Origin of the sequence: Acidovorax sp. SDU_ACID1, assembly GCF_045291395.1 — a bacterium.
In the GTDB taxonomy this organism is placed as follows: Bacteria; Pseudomonadota; Gammaproteobacteria; order Burkholderiales; family Burkholderiaceae_C; genus MR-S7.
Genome location: NZ_CP152342.1, coordinates 1,474,631 through 1,491,209, shown reverse-complemented (window position 1 = coordinate 1,491,209; position 16,579 = coordinate 1,474,631). Strand labels below are relative to the sequence as shown.

Below are 16,579 nucleotides of genomic sequence, written 5' to 3'. Positions count from 1 at the left end.
CAGGTTTTTCAGCTACTCTGCTCCCAGAACGTACACGCGCATGTGGGAAGCCTGCCCTCCGCCTCCACGGCAGCGTGGAACGCCGACGCCAGGACACCCGCCCCGGCCCAGTCGGCGACGCACTTGATCAATGCGCCCTTCCACCTGGGCACCCTGGGCCACAATGCGAACATGTGCAATGTCCACCTCGTCGAAATGTCCCGCCTCCTGCGTCCGGCTGGCCCAGGCTTGCGCTGCTGCTACTGCGAGACCGTCATTCAAGGCGAAGCGGTTCATGTGGAAGGGAACCTGGACGACGGATCGCCGGGGCTCTACCACTTCGCCTACCATCCGGACTGCGCCTGGGACATGGAACACGACGCCGAGGTGATCGACGCCCGCGATGGCTGCTTCGACTACGGCGCACCGCTCAGTGTCAGTGCCACTGACGATGCCGTGCAGCCGTGCCTGAGCCAGGAAGGCGTGCGGTGACCGACTGGAAGCTCAAGCGGACCGCGCAATGTCGCAAGTGCCCGTGGCGTGTGGACGTCGATCCCCACGACATTCCGAATGGCTACTGCGCCACCAAGCACGCGGCGTTGGCATCGACTATCGCCACACCTGGCGAGTTGCCGACGCCGGGCGCACCACTGCGCGTCATGGCCTGCCACGAAACTGAGGACGCGCATTGCATCGGGTGGCTGAACCACCAGTTGGGGCGGGGCAACAACATCGCGCTGCGTCTGAGCATGCGGTCCTGCGCCAACGCCGATCAACTGCGGCTGCACGGCGCGCAGCACGAGACGTTCGAGGCCACGCTACCGCACGACGCAGACGTCACGCCCTGAGACCGGCTCCGATCACAGCGCGCACGCGCGCCTTGGCGGCATCCTTGCGCTCCCAGTAGCACGTCGGCAGCAAGTCCCACTCTTCCAGCACGCCGGCGAGAACGGCGACCAGCGAACGGTTGTTGATCTGCTCCAGGTCGGCGAGCATCAGCACGATGGCGTCCAGCGATGGTTCGGCCGGCAGACGGGTTTCCTCGACCAAGCTCGCGTCATCGGGCAGCGCGTCGATCCAGGCATAGTCGTTGTCCGCATAGGCATCGCGGTAGCAGCGCTGGTAGTCGATGCCCAGCATGCCGCACAGCGTCAGCGCCACGAGATGCACGTTGCGGTCGGTTGTGCCGTCGCAACCGTAGCCCTGGACGAAAGGACGAACTGTCCACTGAACGAAACCCCAGGCGTGTTCGGGATAGCCGTCTTCCTCGCCCCATACGATCTTCTTGACGTAGCCGCCGGGCAGCGAGGCTGCTTCGCGCTGTAGCCACTGCAGCCACTCGACGTCTCGATCCACCACGCCTCCCGCCCCTCCCCTGCGTCGGCGGGCGATGATCTCTTGCCGCACCAGCGGCGGCGTCAGCTTGAACTCGGCCATTCATGCTCTCCCGTCTCAGCGGATCCACCGCAAGCATCGGCCGCCGGCGGCTGCGCTTCCCGCCTGCCGGCGAAAGGCCGCTGCCTGGCGCCCACCGACGCCGCCGCCCGTGCATCCATCACCTCCCGCGCGCGGAAGCCCACCGGCAACCGCACCTTCGGATCGGCGAACACCCACAGGTGGAACTGGTTCGTGGAGTCCACCAACCGCGACTCGGCGGGATAGACCTCGAAGCCTTCGTGCTCGTCGCCGACGATCTGGTTCTTGATCGCCTGCAGCTCGCGCCAGTCGTGGATCGCCTCGAGGTCGCAGCGCTTGATGGACAGCCAGACCATGTCGCCGGCGTCCGGTCCGAAGGGTGCGGGGATCATCTGCACGTTGACCTGGTAGCGCTCGTTCACGTAGACCGTCTGGCTGTGCAGTTGCTCCACCTGCTCCCGTGCGGCCTCGTGCGTGATGCCGAAGCGTGCCGCCCGGGCGTCTGCATCGAAGGCGCTGTCGGGCAGGTGTGCCGCGAAGAACGGGCCCATCGCCGGAAGCGGCAAGGCTCCGGCTGGGGGCGGCGGGATCGTGCCTTCGGCGAGCCGATGTGCCAGGGCGGCGGCCCAGGCCTCCCATTCGCTCCCCTGCGCGGGATCGTGCTCGGCGTTGGCCCAGCCCGGCCTCGTCAAGGTGAACCCGTGCTTGCCGGCGTGCTCCTCGCTTCGGGCCTCACTGCCTTGACGGACCTCGTAACCGTCGGCGCGCAATTGGCGGCGGACTTCCTCGGAGAATTCGATGGAGTTCATGGTAGTGTCGGTACGGTTGATCGCTTGACCTTGGCGGTCTCGACCAGCATCTCGCGCCGCGCGCAGGGTTCAAGCCCGTCGCCCGGCGACTGGCAAGCCCACCCACGCCACAGTCCCGTCCGTCATTCCTCGAACAGACTGAGCTGCTGCACCACGCTCAGCGGCACGGACGGCCTGCGGTGTGTCTGCCGCGCCGGATCGGTGGCCGGTACCGGTGCCAGGGCTGGCGCGGGCGCATCTTCGACCACGACCGGCGCTGGATCGCGCAGGCGCCGGGCATGAAGACGGGCACGCCAGCCGCCCAGCATGTGCGCCGGCGTGTACCAGCGGCTCCAGACCTCGCCCGACAGCGAATTGCCGTGCAGCACGGTCGCTGGGATGTGCAGTAACGATGCCTGCAGGTAGGTCATGTGAACGCAGCGGGCGTCGATATCGATGCAAGAGGCATGCATCGCATTCTGGTAGTTGAGCCCCGCCTGCCGCAACGCGTCGGCCATCGCAATGACCATCCCACCCGCGCCGCAGGCGGGCTCCATGACGTCGATGAATCCCTTTTCGCGCGCCTGCGCGCCGTCGCCGATCAGCAGCATCGCCATCATCCGGGAGACGTGGTAAGGCGTGAAAACCTGCCCAGCCCGCTCATTGCCCAGTTCGAGCTGCATGTAGATGCGACCGAGCACGTCGTCCAGTTGACCGACGATGCCGCACGCCTCCATGGCCAGGGTCAGATGGCCCAGCATCTGCGGGAAGCGCTCGAAATCCGGCGTCGAGTACTTCTTGGCGATCTCCAGGTAGCGTGCCTCCCGGGGCTCGGCCTGCCGGCGGTCCACGGCGTTGCTGATGGACAGGGCCGCCAGCTCCACGAAGTCCGAAAACACCTCGTGCTGACCCCAGCGGTGCGCGGTGGTCTGGATCAGTTTCACCAGCGCCTGCGCCTGGTCGGCACCGAACGGTCCGCGCGGCGCCGAAATTGTCTTATGTGCCACAGGCGTTCCCTTGCACTCGCCCCTGCGAGTCGTCAGGAACAGCTTCGCGCCGGATCGGGCCGGGTCAACGGCGCCGAGCCGGCGCCCATCGCCGCGCCGGCTCGGCTACGGGGCGACCTCCGCCGACTCCCGCGCGCGCTGCTCCATTGCCAGCCAGGCCGGCGGCTTCGCCCGGTGAAAGCGCACCTGAACCCAGTAGCGACGCGCACGGGCACGCACCGCCTCGCGGTGGTAGCGGTGGCCGCCGGTGGCTTCGCGTCGTTCGAGTTCGCCCTCGTTTGCCCAGCGCTGGATCGTCGCCGCCGACACACCGGCTTCCAGCGCAGCGTCGCCGAGCCGGAGCCAGTCGCCGGACGGCGTGCTGGCCTGCGGGGCCGGGCGGCGCAGCGCCTCGCGCAGGCGCTCCAGCATCGGCGCGCTGAGGTACTGGCGCTGCCGATCCCAGCGGGCCTGCGACACCCGCACCGTCCCGTCGCGCTTGCGCGCCTTCACCCAGGCCAGCGGCACGCCGAGCAGTTCGGCGGCTTCCTCCACCGTGTACCCCTCTTGGGAGTCCCGGCGCTTAATCGCCGCCTGCACCGTCGCCAGCGGGATGCCTTCGGCCCGGCGCCAGACCAACCCGTCGAGCAGCGCGCGCAGCCGCTCCACGCTCACGCCGACGCGCCGAGCGGCCTCCTCCTCGGTGAAGCCGAGCGTCTCGCGCAACTGCGCGCACTGCTGGCGCGGCACGTATGCGATGCCGCGCATCGCGCCCTCGGTGCCCACCTTGGAGCGCAACCGGCCGCCGGCGATGTGTTGGCGCAGCTCCCGCTCGGTGAACAGGTACTGGCGACAGGCCGTGCTGACCGCGATCCAGGACTTCTCGCCATCGCCGCTCGGGCAGTGGCGCGCTATCCAGCGCGTGGCGTCGGTGCGTGTCACGCGCAGCACCCCCGCGACCGGAGAAGCCGCCAGCACCCCGTTGGCGATGGCCCGCCGCACATGCTGCGGGCCGCGCCCGGCATGGGCCGCCGTCTCGGCCACCGTCAGCCCCGGCGACCAGGGCATCGTCAGGTGGCGCTTGGCACCCTGGGTCAGCGCGGGGTAGCGCGCGAGGTAGTCGTCGAAGTCCGCGGGCGCGCCCTGCTCGCCCCAGATCTCCGCGCAGGCGCGGCAGCCGGGCGGATGCCGACGCTGCTGCCAGAGCCGGTAGGTGATGCGCAGGTTGTCAAGCAAGGGCTTGCCGTGCCAAGGCATCGGGCGCCCAGCGCGGCGGTCGGCCACGAGCCGGTCCGCCACCTGCGGGTCGATGTACCAGGTGCCGTACTGCGTCGACGGCCCCCTGGCGCCGAAGGGGTTGCAGCGCACCGCACCGGGCACGTAGCCCATGCGGGCGAACTCGGACAGCTTGTCGCTGCGGATGCCCAGCGGCTGGCGCAGTGTGGTCAGCCGCACATGGCCCGCGGGCGGCACGGACCGCTGCGCCTTCCAGGCCGCCCAGGCGTCGTGCGGGATGACCAGCAGCCGACCGGTCTTGTGCGCGGCCAGCGTGCCCTTGCGGATCGCCTGATGGATGACGGCAGTGGAGCCGGCCTCGCGGCCCGCGTCGGCGACCGTGATGCCGCCGAGCACGTCGCTACTCTGCAGCCCGATCAGGTTCGTGCGGACCTGCACCGCCGTGGCGCTGCGTTGGGCCCTGGTGTCCCCGGTGCGTTCGCGCAGCCGGGCAGTAAGCACCTGGGCGATCTCGGGGATACCGATCTGGCCCACGAGGCTGGCCAGCAGCGCGAGTTCTGGCGCCTGCCATTCGTAGCCGCCCTGTCCGCCCTTGCGCGGCGCCGGCCAGTCGTCTTCCATGGGCGGGCGGCCATGCCAGAGCGCGAACAAGGTCGGGAAGTCGTGGGGCTGCGCCAGCCGCGCACAAGCGCCAGTGCGCCGCAGCGCCTCGACCGCGTCGGCCGGCACGCCGAGCACCGCGGCCAGTTCGTGCCGCGCCGCGCGCCAGCCGTGTGCCAGCACGAAATCCTGCCAGCGGGGCGCGGCCCTGGTGTCGTCGTTCGCGGCCATCACCGCGTCTCCAGTTCGTCCTGCAGCGCGCTGGCGCCGGCCATCATCTGCTGGCTCGACAGCCCGGCGATGGCCCCGAGCAGGCCCACGAGCGGGTCGGACAGCGCGCGCAGGCGTTCGGTAGGGATCGCGCGCATCGCCCGGTCCCACTGGCTGAAGGTGGCCGGCAGCGTGCGGCGCACCGGCCGGGCCTTGGGCGCGACCTGGCGCAGGGCGTCGGCCATCGGCATCCTGACCTTCTCGACGCCGCGTCGCGAGAAACAGAAGAACTCGCCCGGTGCCAGCGCGTTGAGGTCGTTGAACTCGATGCGCGAGGCGCGGAACTGGGGCGCGAGCGCCGCCCAGGCGGTCGGGTCCTCCTGGCAGCCGATCAGCGTCAGGTTCTTGTTGCTGAAGATGGAGCGGTGCAGCGTGCCGGTGTAGCGCAAGGCGGTGATGAACAGGTCCAGTGCGCGCTTGCGGCCCCGGCCCGCGAACTCGTTGATGATCTCGGCGGCCTCGCCCACGTCCTCCCGGCGCTTCTTGGTGGCGCTGAACAACTGGCCTTCGTCGATCATCACGAACAGCGGCTTGCGCCAGCGCTCGGCGGCGTCGAGGATGGCGCGGCCGTGGGGCAGGAACTCGGTGGCGTCGCGCGCGCAAACCACCACGATGGGCTGCTCCCGGGTCTCCAGCAGCGTGCCCAGGTGGGCGGCGTCGCGCACGGCGGCGCCATAGAGGGACTCCATTTCGCTCTCGGGGTCGATCAGCACGCTGACCCAGCCCTGGGCCGCGAGCTGCTCGGCCATGAGCAGGCCGGCGTTGGTCTTGCCCATGCCGCGCGGACCGACCGCGACGGCCAGCAGACCGGTGGTGGCGTATTCGGCGAGGTCGATGGGCGCGCCGCCGAGTTCGAGCTGGGCGGTGAGCATTTCGTCGCGTTGGATGACGGCGTGTTGCATCAGGCATCCTCCTGGGGTTGCAGCAGGGTGTCGCGCAGCACGAGCACCTGCTTGGGGTTGAGGGAAAACACGACCGCGAAATCGTCGATGAGCTGTTCGGTGACGGTGGCCAATAGGCCGGCCCTGCGCGCCTGGGCGATCAGCTTGCGCTGCGCGGCCCAGCCGTGGCCGCCGGCCGGCGCCGGTGATGCGAGGCCGCCGATCGCGGTGTGCAGCTGCTCCATGCTGTAGGGCGTGGCGTCGGGGCCGAGGTCGCAGGCCAATCGCTCGTTGAGCAGGGCCAGCAGTTGCTGCGCCGGCATGAAGCCGTGGATCTTGCGGATCAGCGCGCGCTCGGCCTCGGTGAAGTCGCGCGCGGGCTTGGCCACGGCAGCAGCCCGCTCGGCGGCTGGCGGCACGGGCAAGCCCAGGCGGCGTGCCTCGGGGCGGCGCCGGCACGAGCCGCACAGTTCAAGTGCCGAATCGTCGTCGTCCTCTGCGCCGAGCAGGCAGGTGCACAGGCGGCAGCGGACGGCGGTTGCGGGAGGTGCCGGTGAGACTGGGGCCACGCCGGTCGGAATGCCGGAAACGCGGTGGCGAGCCGTGGCGAAACCGTTGTGTGCGGTATGGAGGGCTGTAGCAGAAGGCATGGGTGGGCTCCTTTGGGAACACCTTACGGGCCGCTTCGGCGTCATCAAGGACTGACACGGGGGACCGCCCTTTAGGTGCTGTGGCAGCGCGGCCACGCGCAAGGGACAATTCCCCTTAAACCCGACGACGCCCCTACCGATGGATGCCCTCCGGCAGGGCCGGCGTCACATCAAGGTAGGCCAAGGCAATCGGCCAGGGAGGCGAGGAGTTCGATGAAATACCCAGAGAAGGCAGCGAATGGCGATGCGGGAGAGTTCTTCTTCGCCTACAAGGTGGCAAGCGTGCTCAAGTGGCCGTGCCGATTGCTGGACATCGACATCGGCATCGACGCCCAGGTCGAGATCCTCAACGAGGATGGAACGAGCACAGGCAGCTTCGTCGCCTTCCAGGTGAAGGCCACCAACGTGGAAGAGCAAAGCTGCCGGTATGTCAGCGAAAGACAACTGGCCTACTGGCGCGAGTTGGACCTGCCCGTCTTCGTGGTGCTCGTGGATCTGTCGAAGGAACGGATGTACCTGCACCATGTCCGTCTGGACAAGGCCTATCCCCCTACGAAAAAGGGGGCGGTCCGGATCGATTTCGACGTTGCCAAGGACCGTTTCGACAAGAAAAGCGCGAAACTCATCACGGCCGCAGCGAACGAGGCGGCACTTGCCCACATCGAAAAATATCTGAGCGAAGTCCGCGAAGGCATCCAGTCCATACGCGGCGAGATAGCTCGGACCGAAGCGTACGGGAACCCCAGCGAGCTGATCGAAACCATGCAGGAGCGAACATCCCTGCAAGAGAAGTTGGCACAAGCCCAAGCGCTGGCCGGCGCGCTTGGCATCGGTTCGGACCGATGCAAGGACGCCGAGCAGGAGCTTGACGAAGCCTTGCAGTCGCTCAGGGACCACATGGTCGAGTGCAACATGCACAGGGACTGGGATGACGATGGAGAAATCGCCAGGTTCGTTGCCGAAGGGCGCTAGCGGTGGCGGCCCAACGCCCGACGTTCTCTCGCTACACGACCAATGCCGGGTTGAGCAGATCGATGCCCGCACCTTTGCACTTGATCCAAGGACCGCCCGGATGTTCGAGGCCGTCCCAGGCTGCCAGGGCCGACCGCGCGTCCTTCTGATACTCGTAGCAGTAGCGCCGCTCGTAGCCTTCGAACGTCAAACCTACCACCAGCCCCGTGGTGAAGTTGAACCTGCGCAAGCCGCAGACCACGGCGCCGACAAACCGGAGTTCACGGCAGCCGTGGGCCAGCAGGAATGCCTTTAGGTCCTGCGGTATCGTACGCACCGGCCTCCGGTCGCGTACCTTGAGATTTACCGAAGACGTCATCCGCGTTGTTCGCTCGTACCGTCCCGGGCCGCCGCGGTGACCGTATGCCTGTCCCCCAGTTCGCGGTCGTGCTCGCGCCAATCGGGGTCGATCTTGGATATCTCCCCGTCCAGCACATAGCCGAGGGCATCGACTGCCTGCGAGCTGTCATAGATCAGCGCCACCGCATCGATGAGGCCTCGCCCGTACCCTTTTAGCAGCAACACGGCGGATTGGCGTGTCTCTGCGCCGCGGGCAACATCCTTGCCCAGCCCCTTGGCGTAGTCCTTGACCTGCCGTGCCAGTTGCTCAAGCGCCTGTTTCTCGTCCATGTACTTTCCTTCCTGCGACCGGCTACCGGATACCGGATACCGGATACCTGCTCGGCAAATTCCCCGTAACCGCAGTCTATTTTTCACCCGCCTCGGGTAACCTCACCAATGCATGCCGTGCCACGGCTTATGCAAACCTTGCACCCACCCCGACCAGCCCATGTACCTCGCACGGAGATGTCATCCGTGCAAGTCCGTCCCGTCCCGGACCACTACGTCGGCTGGACGCCCTCCCCAGCGCTCACGGTCGTGCCCGCGCCAGTCGGGATCGATCCTGGCCGTTTCCTCGTCCAGCATACGATTGATGGCGTCTGCCGCGCGAGGACTGTCGTAGATCGTCGCCACCGCGTCGGCGACGCCGCGCCCATACTTCTGCAGCAACAACGCCGCCAGCCGTGGCGTCTCCGCGCCACGGGCGACGTCCTTCGCCCTCCCCTCAGCGTACGCCTTGACCTGTCGTGCCAGCTGCCGGGCGGCTTGTTCCTCATCCATGATTCGTCCTTTCTCTGCATGCCGTGTGTGCCATACAGACTAGCATGTCGGCCCTCTCTATCTCCGAGGTGAATGGCACCGCCGACATACTGCCTCAGGCTGCCTCTCGCACAGGTACTGCCCTCTTCCCCTGCACGAGCCGGAACGGGGGCAGTCCGGCCAGCAGCCGCCGCCCCCAGGCCGTAGTGCCCAGCCGCGGATCCAGGACGGTCACCGTGCCGTGATCCTGCGGCGTGCGCAGTAGCCGGCCCACGGCCTGGGCGAGCCGGATGCCCGCCTCGGGCAGGCTGCGTTCGTCGAAGGCCGAACGCCCCTGGTCCTCGATCCACTCCCTCCGCGCCTGTTCGACCGGATCGTCGGGCACCCCGAAGGCCAACTTGGCGATGATCACATGGGTGCAGTACCGGCCCGGCAGATCGACGCCCTCGGACAGGCTCGCGAGGCCGAACAGCACCGAACGCAGACCCTGGTCGATCCGGGCCTTGTGCCGCTCGAGCAGCTGCCGCTTGGACAGGCTGCCTTGGACCAGGATCTCCGAGCGCAGCGCCTCGGGCAGGGCCTGCGCCACCTGGTGCATCTGGCGGGCGGACGCGAACAGCACCAGTGCGCCCGGCTGGGCCGCAAGCAGGGTGGGCAACTGCCTCGCCACCTCCTCAGTATGTGCTGCCGCGTCGCGCGGGTGCGTGCGCATGGCCGGCAGGTGCAGCTCGGCCTGGGTCTCGTAGGAAAAAGGCGACAGCAGCGCCAGCAGGTGCACGCCGGGCAAGGCGTTCAGACCGGACTCCTCCAGGAACATGTCGAAGCTGCCGCAACCACGCAAGGTCGCCGAGGTCAGCACCGCCGCGCCGGCCCGGTCCCACAGCAGCCGGCGCAGGCGCGGGCCGGCGCCGATGGGCGACGCGCACACCCGCAAATCGGCATCCCTCGCACCACGCCCGAGGCGTTCGACCCAGCGGGCCGTCGGCGGCTCCGCATCGCCGCAGGGCCGCAGCATCCCATCCCAGGTGGCGATGAGCTGCTCCACGTGGCCCAGGTAGCTGCCGAGCGCCGCGACGTGCGGCTGCGCGGCGCCCGCATCCCGCTGCGCCCGCGCCAGCGCGGCGTCGCGCGCGGCGGCCAGGGCATCGTGCAGGCCGGCGGCCGCCTCGCGCAGGGCCGCCCCCTGGTCCGCCACCCCGGGCGGCAGCGTACCATGCGCGAAACGGTGGACAGTCTCGTCTCCCTGGAAACGGCAATGCCTAACCAGTTCCTCATGCAACGCGGCCAGGGCGGCGCAGACGCGTTCGCCCTGCCCGCCCACGGCCGCCGCCAGGCCGCGATCGAGCCGCAGGCCATGCCCGGCATCTTCGGCCACGGCCGCGGCGTCCTCGACCCAGCGTCCCGCCGCGCGCACCGCATGCCGCGAGGCGTCCCGGCCCGCGGCCTTGGCGGGCAGCCCGTGGACTTCGTCCAGCACGAACAGCGTCTCGGCGGGATCGGGCAGCAGCACGCCCGGCTCCATGTCCAGCGCGGACAGCACGAGGTCGTGATTGGCGACCAGCACCTCGGCCTCCTGCAGGTGCTGCCGCGCCGTCTGGAAGGGACAGCGCGCGTACTCCGGGCAGCGGGAGCCCAGGCAGCCCTGGCGATCGGTGCTCAGCCGCTGCCACAGGCCGTCGGGGATGGCGGCGGGCCAGTCGTCGCGGTCGCCCGACCAGGTGCCGCGCTGGAACGCCTGGGCCAAGCGGCCCTCCAGGCGCACCGGGTGGTCCTCCGTGGAATGCGGCCCCTCCACGCCATCACCGACCACGGTCCGCTGCGCCTCCGGCGCGAGCAGCTTGGCCGGGCAGACGTAGCGACGGCGCCCCTTGGCCAGCGCGCAGCGGAAGCCGATCGGCAGGTGCGCCTGCAGCGCCGGCAGATCCTTGGCCATGAGCTGGTCCTGCAAGGCGACGGTCGAGGATGACACGACGAGCTTGCGCCCGCGCGCGTGCGCCAGCGCGATCGCGGGCAACAGGTAGCCCACGGTCTTACCGATGCCGGTGCCGGCCTCGATCACGGCGATGCGCTGGCCGGCATCCGCCGGGGCCGGCTCCTGGCCGATCAAGGCCAGCGTGTGCGCCACCTCGGCCATCATCGCCAACTGCACCCGCCGCGTGGCGAAGCCGGGCATGTGCTCGCGCAGGGCGCGCAGGCAGTGCTGCATGAGGGATTTTTCGTCGTCGCTGAGCATGCACCCAGCTTCTCGCGGCGCGCGACGCCTTCAAGGGGAGGCTCCCGGCGCAATCTCCCCGCCCGCCTACGATGGCCGGGACTCCCCGTGGAGGGAGAACGAGAAATGACTCACACGGTCTCGAAGTAGGCGGTCATTTCGTTGGAAAGCCTTCACCCGGCCACAGTCATATGGCTGCCATCCGCGAAGCACATGACAAATAACGTACCGGAACTCCCAACTAGGCCGTCCCCGCTGAACGCTCACTGGGATCCTTTGCTTTTGCCGCGTTGGCCATTGCTGCATCAAGATCGCGTTTGCACTGGTCTATCGCGTCACGCAGCGACTGTTGGTGTTCTTCTCGACGGCGCTCCTGAGCACCGCTTCCTTCACTACGCTCGGCGTCACGCTCTAACTCGCTCAAGTATTCAGCTTCGGCGGACGCCAGTGCGGCTTTCGCTTGTTCAACAGTTTGCACCATGGCTATTCCTATAGGTGTTTTGCGCTATCTATTAAAACCCATTCGGGATTTTGCATAACTCTGAAAAAAAGTCGTTAGTACACGGTGGAAGCTACCAGTAGCTAGAGCTTTGCTGCCCCGGACCGAACGGCGGTCTCCAAGACTGCCGCAGTCTGCACCTGTCCATCCTTGCTCAACCGCTCGATCAGAACGTCCGATTGCGGCCGGGAACGCAGGTCCGCACGAAAATCAAGGAACGCCGTACTGAAGGCCTGCTGCTGGCTCTGGAATAGCGTCGCTAGAAACTCGTCCGGCTTTCTCAGCCCAATGCCCAGCTTCGTGAGTTCCCTCTTACGAGAATCCTTGGTGCTGCGCGTCACCAGCGCAACCACCTGAGGTTGCGCGTAGGCGCCAGCCGCAATCAAGTGGTATGCGCAAGCCGCGACGTGAATGTCCTTGGCCGAGCGTACCGCATGCGCGACCCCCAACCGCCTAGAGGAGGTGTGGCCTCAAGGGGAGCATCAACGTCATCGGGTGTATCGGAGACTCCCGGAAGCCGTAGTGCTCATAGAACTGCTTCGCCCGATTGTTCAACGCATGCACGAGCAGCGCCCGGACGCCGGCGTTTTCCGCGACAGACTGCACGCGGGAGACGGCGTCTTGAAGCAAGGCTGCGCCAAGTTGGATACCCTGGGCGCGAACGTCCACCGCGAGTCTTGCGAGCACCATCACCGGCACCGGATCGGGCATATTGCGCCGGACTGCACTCGTCGCGTCCTGGTGCGAGACCGCCCCTGCCGCCAAAGCGTAGTAGCCGAGCACGCACTGTTCATCATCCGCCACGACGAACGTGCGGCTCGCCCCGCTCTGGTGGTTGGCCAGCGCGCGCCGTTTGAGCCAATCGTCCAGCGAGGACTCGCCGCAGTTGAAGGCATCGAGCCGATGCGTGGCGCTGAGCGACTGTGGTGCAGAAAGTCGCATGCTCACGCTTTGTCCGTACTCCACGGGGCCTTGACGGCCAGCAGGCGCTCAAGACCCGAATTGCTGCCTTGCGGCGCATCGAGCTGCGCGGTGAACTGCCGGAATTTGTCGTCGTCCAGACTGAAAAAAACCTGGTCCAGCACGACAGTTTTCGCCCGCTCGCATGCCGCTTCCAACATGAAATCCGAACGATTCTTGCCCAGCAGGTGTGCAGCATGGTCGATCAAGTCGCGCTGCTCGGGCAGGGCTCGCAGATTGATAGAGGCGTCACGCATGGGCTTTTCCTTTAACGTATGTACAACAGATACACATCATAAATCGCCGTGTTGCTGTTGTCAACACAGAGCGGGATCGCCGACCGAGCGAGGCCCTTCTGCCTGTAGCAGCAACGCCGGCGCTTGTGGCCTGCAGCGAGGGGCCGAACAGATCGTCCTGTGCGGAACAAGGTGGTGTTATCGGGCTGGGGCATTTGCAAAAACTCCCAGAAATCAGACTCTGAGCTCTAATCTCGCAAGATTGGTCACCCGCTCGATACGGGCGCAAACCCAGTGTTCATGCGAGATGGCGGGGTTTTGCAGGGCCGACTAAATAACGCCGCCTGCCCGCGGCCACTCCCCCCTTCATATCGACTAGGAAGCCCATGGCCGCCCGCCGCACCCCACTATCGACCGCTGCGGACCGCCCCCCCCCCCTGGGCTCCCCCCCAAAAAATGGCGTCCTCAAGTCGGAACGATACCCGCCTCCGAGGCTATGTGCCGGAACTTGGCGATTTCCTGCTGTATATAGATATCAAACTGATTACCCGGAAGTGTTGAGATCTCGGCTCCAATCACGTTAAAACGGGTTCGTAGATCGGGAGAATTCAACCCTTCAATTGACATTGCAATCAGCCGGTCCAGCGCCTGGGCAGGAACTGCCGCCTGCGTGAGAACACCAAACCACGGATCGAACTCATATTGGGATACGCCAGCTTCGGCGACCGTCGGGATGCTCGGGAAGGCCTGTGCACGCGTGCCCGTGCTTGTCGCAAGCACCTGTAATCTGCCACTTTCCACAAGCGCAAGCGCATTCGGCGCCGGGATGAATGAAAAATGACAATCGCCCGCGACAATTGCCGACGCCGCTTCCGGCACCCCTCTATACGGTATATGTGTGGCTTTGGCTTTCACCAGTGCGAGCAAGTGCTCCGCGGCAAAATGATTTGCGCTACCAGTGCCGGGCGAGGAGAAATTCAGTGCACCTGGCTCCTTTTTCAACCTGTCTAGCAGCATCTGCAACGTTGAAACACCTAGCTTCGGACTCACCACTAGGAGACTTGGCACGTTAGCGATACGAGTGATGGCTGCGAGATCACGTGCTGGATCAAAGCCCAGATTGCGGGTCACAGCCGGCGCAGCGGCATGGGATGCAGACACCACGAGCAAGCTGTGCCCGTCGGCCGGTGCTTGTAGCAAGCTCTTGACAGCAAGCAAACCTCCTGCTCCAGGCTTGTTGTCGACTATGCAAGTCTGCCCCGATGCCTTGGAGAGTTTGTCAGCCAGGCCTCGAGCCAAAACATCGGAAGGACTACCCGGAGTAAATCCGACGAATATACGTATCGGACCAGATGGAAAACCCTTGGCCCATGACAGTATTGGCGTCATGCTTATCGCGGCCATCCCTCCTATAAATCGTCGCCGTGTACACCCTGCTTTGGTGGAATTAAGATATGACATTTATTACCTCTATTAAAATTGTGTTTTTGGTAAGTCATACTGTTCAGATAAGGGGAAATCCTTTCTCTGATTGTCATTGCTTTTTTTGAGACGATTTCTTGAAAGACACTATATAGGTTGCAACATCAAAAGCAGTTGTTCTCCATTTTGCGTGTTTGCTACATTTTTAAGGCGTGTAGTAGTTGCCTGAGGTTCTCCTTCCCTTCTGCGGGAAGCGGGGCCTGCGGCGGCAGTGGATCTCCAACCTCATATCCTTGAATTGAAAGACCCGCTTTAACGCAAGCTGCCAAGTTGAATCGATTGAACGACTCATTTAGCGCCCATAATTTCTTCTGAAGCGTAATGGCCCGACGCCAATCTTGCTCCTTACAGTACTCATACAGCTGTACGCATTGTTCTGGCAGCAGGCAGGCAGGCCCCGCCATCCACCCACGGCCACCAATCAGCATCACAGCAGCCGGTATATGCGACGACGCAGCGAACACCTCAATATTGCCTTTGCAGTGCTCCATTATGGATAACAGACGTCCCGTATTCGAGGAAGCGTCCTTGATATAACGTATCCGATCGTGTGTCGCGAGGCGCCCAATCAAATCGAGCGATAAGTCGGTTTTTTGAAAATTTGGGTTGGTATAGATGACGATGGGCAGATCTACTGCCTCAGCGATTGCCAGAAAGTAACCTTCGACCTCTTTGACTGTTAGCGGGAAATAAGAATCGATTGTCGCGATAAGGCCGTCGACACCCAGTTTTTGATAGGCACGAGCTTGGTCGACAGCACTTGCCGTGGTTGTCGAAGACACGCCCGCAATGACAGGCACACGCTTGTGTGAGGCCTGAACGACCGTCTGAACAACTGCTTCCTTCTGTGTCTGACTGAGGTAAGCGAACTCACCGGTTGATCCAAGAGCGGCGAGACCATGCACACCTTTGTGGATCAGATCATCACAGAGCGTCGTCAATACCTCAGTGCGTACTGTCCCGTCCGTATTCATGGGAGAGACTATGTATGGGAAAACGCCTTCAAACTGTGGCACGGACATGGGCCGCTCCTCCTTTGTGGTTGATCAGGTCGGCGAGCCGCACGTTCATATCTGCCACCATCTCTGGTGACACCTTTGTTCCGGTGCTAATCAGTTTTCGTGCCAACATGTGATCTGTCGCTTGATTTACCGATTCGACAGCAAACAACTGGCCGCCGCGGAAGCTGAATACCGAGAATCTCTTTTGCTCTGGCGAGCCGCGCAAGACGCGCTGATCCGCTACCCCGGGAAGACCGGCAATTTGCAGTTTGTCGTCGCCCTGATCGCTCCAGAACCAAGGCAGTACCGTATAAGGCTGAGCGTCGCCCGTAAGCCGTTTGGCAAGGTTGCGTGCGTGATCGTGCGCATTCTGTATGCTCTCCAGGCGAATAGGGCAGGAAGCATGAGGCGTCGGAAACCGTGCACAGTCGCCGATCGCGGAAATATAGGGATCGTTCGATGCCAAGTACTCATCGACCACAATCCCATTGTCGACTGCTAACCCCGCGGCCTGTGCCATAGCGGTGTGGGGAATGACGCCGAGACCCGCCACCACCAGATCTGCTTCGATCGTCTCGCCTGTACTGAGGGACACCCCCGATACCATGCTGCCATTCCGAACCACATCAATGATCCTGGCACCTAGGTGGAAAAGAACCCCGGCTTCTTGATGGCGACGTTGGAAGTAGCCTGAGATCTCCTCGGAAGCCGTTCGAGCCATGACACGATCCGCAAGATCGATGACATGCACCACCTTTGCTTCGCTTGCCGCTAACGCCGCTACCTCGAGTCCTATGAATCCAGCCCCGATGATCACCACTGTGTTTGCGTCTATTAGACGAGCGCGGAGCGTTTCTGCGTCAGCAAGGCTCTTCAGATATACCACCCCTTTGTCGCCCCCTGGTATGTCGAGCGAGCGATTGAGCGTTCCAAGCGCCAGTGCAAGGTGGTCATATGGCAGCAATGCACCGGACTCCAGCTGCACTTCGCGGCTGGCAGGCCGGATTTCTCGGGCAACGTCGACGACCAAACTAATCCCATGGTCTGCGAAAGCGTTCTCACCGCGTAACAGCAGTCCATCTCTCCTGCCATTTTTCAGAAAACCTTTTGATAGTGGCGGCCTATGATATGGGAGCGCGTTTTCCCCATTCACCAGCGTGAGATTCCCTTGAAAGCCATTTTCTCGCAATGCAAATGCCAACTGACATCCGGCGTGCCCTGCCCCAAGTATCACAATATTTTTCATGATGACAGCCTATCTATTTTGATTC

General features: G+C 64.7%; 20 protein-coding genes. 3 read left to right on the top strand and 17 right to left on the bottom strand.

What is annotated here, in order from left to right:
* The first annotated feature begins 123 nt into the window (after positions 1 to 123).
* Both AAG689_RS07350 and AAG689_RS07345 read left to right on the top strand, forming a co-directional pair.
* Positions 124 to 471, top strand: a complete 348-nt coding sequence (locus AAG689_RS07350; protein ID WP_406625389.1) for a hypothetical protein — start codon at positions 124 to 126, stop codon at positions 469 to 471.
* Entirely contained in the window at positions 468 to 827 is a 360-nt protein-coding gene (locus AAG689_RS07345; protein ID WP_406625388.1) for a DUF6283 family protein, read from the top strand. Before AAG689_RS07350 ends, AAG689_RS07345 begins: the two co-directional genes overlap by 4 nt.
* Here the strand turns inward: AAG689_RS07345 and AAG689_RS07340 are convergent.
* The 6 genes from AAG689_RS07340 to AAG689_RS07315 form a co-directional block, all read right to left on the bottom strand.
* The gene (locus AAG689_RS07340) at positions 817 to 1,416 is read right to left on the bottom strand and encodes a hypothetical protein (RefSeq protein WP_406625387.1); all 600 of its coding nucleotides are present in this window, start codon (positions 1,414 to 1,416) and stop codon (positions 817 to 819) included. The two genes, AAG689_RS07345 and AAG689_RS07340, sit on opposite strands and share 11 nt — an antisense overlap.
* Positions 1,398 to 2,204, bottom strand: a complete 807-nt coding sequence (locus AAG689_RS07335) for a hypothetical protein (protein WP_406625386.1) — start codon at positions 2,202 to 2,204, stop codon at positions 1,398 to 1,400. The genes AAG689_RS07340 and AAG689_RS07335 overlap by 19 nt, the downstream gene beginning before the upstream one ends.
* Positions 2,205 to 2,326: 122 nt before the next feature.
* Positions 2,327 to 3,190, bottom strand: coding sequence for an N-6 DNA methylase (locus tag AAG689_RS07330; protein ID WP_406625385.1), 864 nt, complete (start codon positions 3,188 to 3,190; stop codon positions 2,327 to 2,329).
* 105 nt (positions 3,191 to 3,295) lie between these two features.
* A complete protein-coding gene (locus tag AAG689_RS07325; RefSeq protein ID WP_406625384.1) occupies positions 3,296 to 5,236 on the bottom strand; it encodes a hypothetical protein in 1,941 nt (646 codons plus the stop codon).
* Positions 5,236 to 6,177, bottom strand: coding sequence for a hypothetical protein (locus tag AAG689_RS07320; protein ID WP_406625383.1), 942 nt, complete (start codon positions 6,175 to 6,177; stop codon positions 5,236 to 5,238). The genes AAG689_RS07325 and AAG689_RS07320 overlap by 1 nt, the downstream gene beginning before the upstream one ends.
* Positions 6,177 to 6,806 carry a hypothetical protein gene (locus AAG689_RS07315; RefSeq protein WP_406625382.1) on the bottom strand — a complete coding sequence of 210 codons (630 nt, stop codon included), beginning with the start codon at positions 6,804 to 6,806 and terminating at the stop codon, positions 6,177 to 6,179. Before AAG689_RS07315 ends, AAG689_RS07320 begins: the two co-directional genes overlap by 1 nt.
* Before the next feature lie 213 nt (positions 6,807 to 7,019).
* On the opposite strand from AAG689_RS07315, the gene AAG689_RS07310 reads away from it, so the two are divergent.
* The gene (locus AAG689_RS07310; RefSeq protein ID WP_406625381.1) at positions 7,020 to 7,778 is read left to right on the top strand and encodes a DUF4365 domain-containing protein; all 759 of its coding nucleotides are present in this window, start codon (positions 7,020 to 7,022) and stop codon (positions 7,776 to 7,778) included.
* A 31-nt stretch (positions 7,779 to 7,809) separates the two neighbouring features.
* On the opposite strand, the gene AAG689_RS07305 is transcribed toward AAG689_RS07310, so the two are convergent.
* From AAG689_RS07305 to AAG689_RS07255, 11 genes are all read right to left on the bottom strand, one after another.
* Positions 7,810 to 8,136, bottom strand: coding sequence for a hypothetical protein (locus AAG689_RS07305; protein WP_406625380.1), 327 nt, complete (start codon positions 8,134 to 8,136; stop codon positions 7,810 to 7,812).
* A complete protein-coding gene (locus tag AAG689_RS07300; RefSeq protein WP_406625379.1) occupies positions 8,133 to 8,447 on the bottom strand; it encodes a hypothetical protein in 315 nt (104 codons plus the stop codon). The genes AAG689_RS07305 and AAG689_RS07300 overlap by 4 nt, the downstream gene beginning before the upstream one ends.
* Before the next feature lie 180 nt (positions 8,448 to 8,627).
* Positions 8,628 to 8,939 (bottom strand): hypothetical protein, encoded by a 312-nt coding sequence (locus AAG689_RS07295; protein ID WP_406625378.1) that lies wholly within the window; start codon positions 8,937 to 8,939, stop codon positions 8,628 to 8,630.
* 94 nt (positions 8,940 to 9,033) lie between these two features.
* Positions 9,034 to 11,151, bottom strand: a complete 2,118-nt coding sequence (gene dinG / locus AAG689_RS07290) for an ATP-dependent DNA helicase DinG (protein WP_406625377.1) — start codon at positions 11,149 to 11,151, stop codon at positions 9,034 to 9,036.
* 220 nt (positions 11,152 to 11,371) lie between these two features.
* Positions 11,372 to 11,611, bottom strand: a complete 240-nt coding sequence (locus tag AAG689_RS07285; protein WP_406625376.1) for a hypothetical protein — start codon at positions 11,609 to 11,611, stop codon at positions 11,372 to 11,374.
* A gap of 101 nt (positions 11,612 to 11,712) precedes the next feature.
* A complete protein-coding gene (locus AAG689_RS07280; RefSeq protein ID WP_406625375.1) occupies positions 11,713 to 11,970 on the bottom strand; it encodes a hypothetical protein in 258 nt (85 codons plus the stop codon).
* Positions 11,971 to 12,082: 112 nt separating this feature from the next.
* Positions 12,083 to 12,577 (bottom strand): GNAT family N-acetyltransferase, encoded by a 495-nt coding sequence (locus AAG689_RS07275; RefSeq protein ID WP_406625374.1) that lies wholly within the window; start codon positions 12,575 to 12,577, stop codon positions 12,083 to 12,085.
* Positions 12,574 to 12,846, bottom strand: a complete 273-nt coding sequence (locus AAG689_RS07270; RefSeq protein ID WP_406625373.1) for a DUF1778 domain-containing protein — start codon at positions 12,844 to 12,846, stop codon at positions 12,574 to 12,576. The genes AAG689_RS07275 and AAG689_RS07270 overlap by 4 nt, the downstream gene beginning before the upstream one ends.
* Positions 12,847 to 13,290: 444 nt before the next feature.
* Positions 13,291 to 14,214 carry a tripartite tricarboxylate transporter substrate-binding protein gene (locus AAG689_RS07265; protein ID WP_406625372.1) on the bottom strand — a complete coding sequence of 308 codons (924 nt, stop codon included), beginning with the start codon at positions 14,212 to 14,214 and terminating at the stop codon, positions 13,291 to 13,293.
* 230 nt (positions 14,215 to 14,444) lie between these two features.
* Positions 14,445 to 15,329, bottom strand: a complete 885-nt coding sequence (locus tag AAG689_RS07260) for a dihydrodipicolinate synthase family protein (RefSeq protein WP_406625371.1) — start codon at positions 15,327 to 15,329, stop codon at positions 14,445 to 14,447.
* Entirely contained in the window at positions 15,310 to 16,554 is a 1,245-nt protein-coding gene (locus AAG689_RS07255) for an NAD(P)/FAD-dependent oxidoreductase (RefSeq protein ID WP_406625370.1), read from the bottom strand. The genes AAG689_RS07260 and AAG689_RS07255 overlap by 20 nt, the downstream gene beginning before the upstream one ends.
* Positions 16,555 to 16,579: the final 25 nt, after the last annotated feature.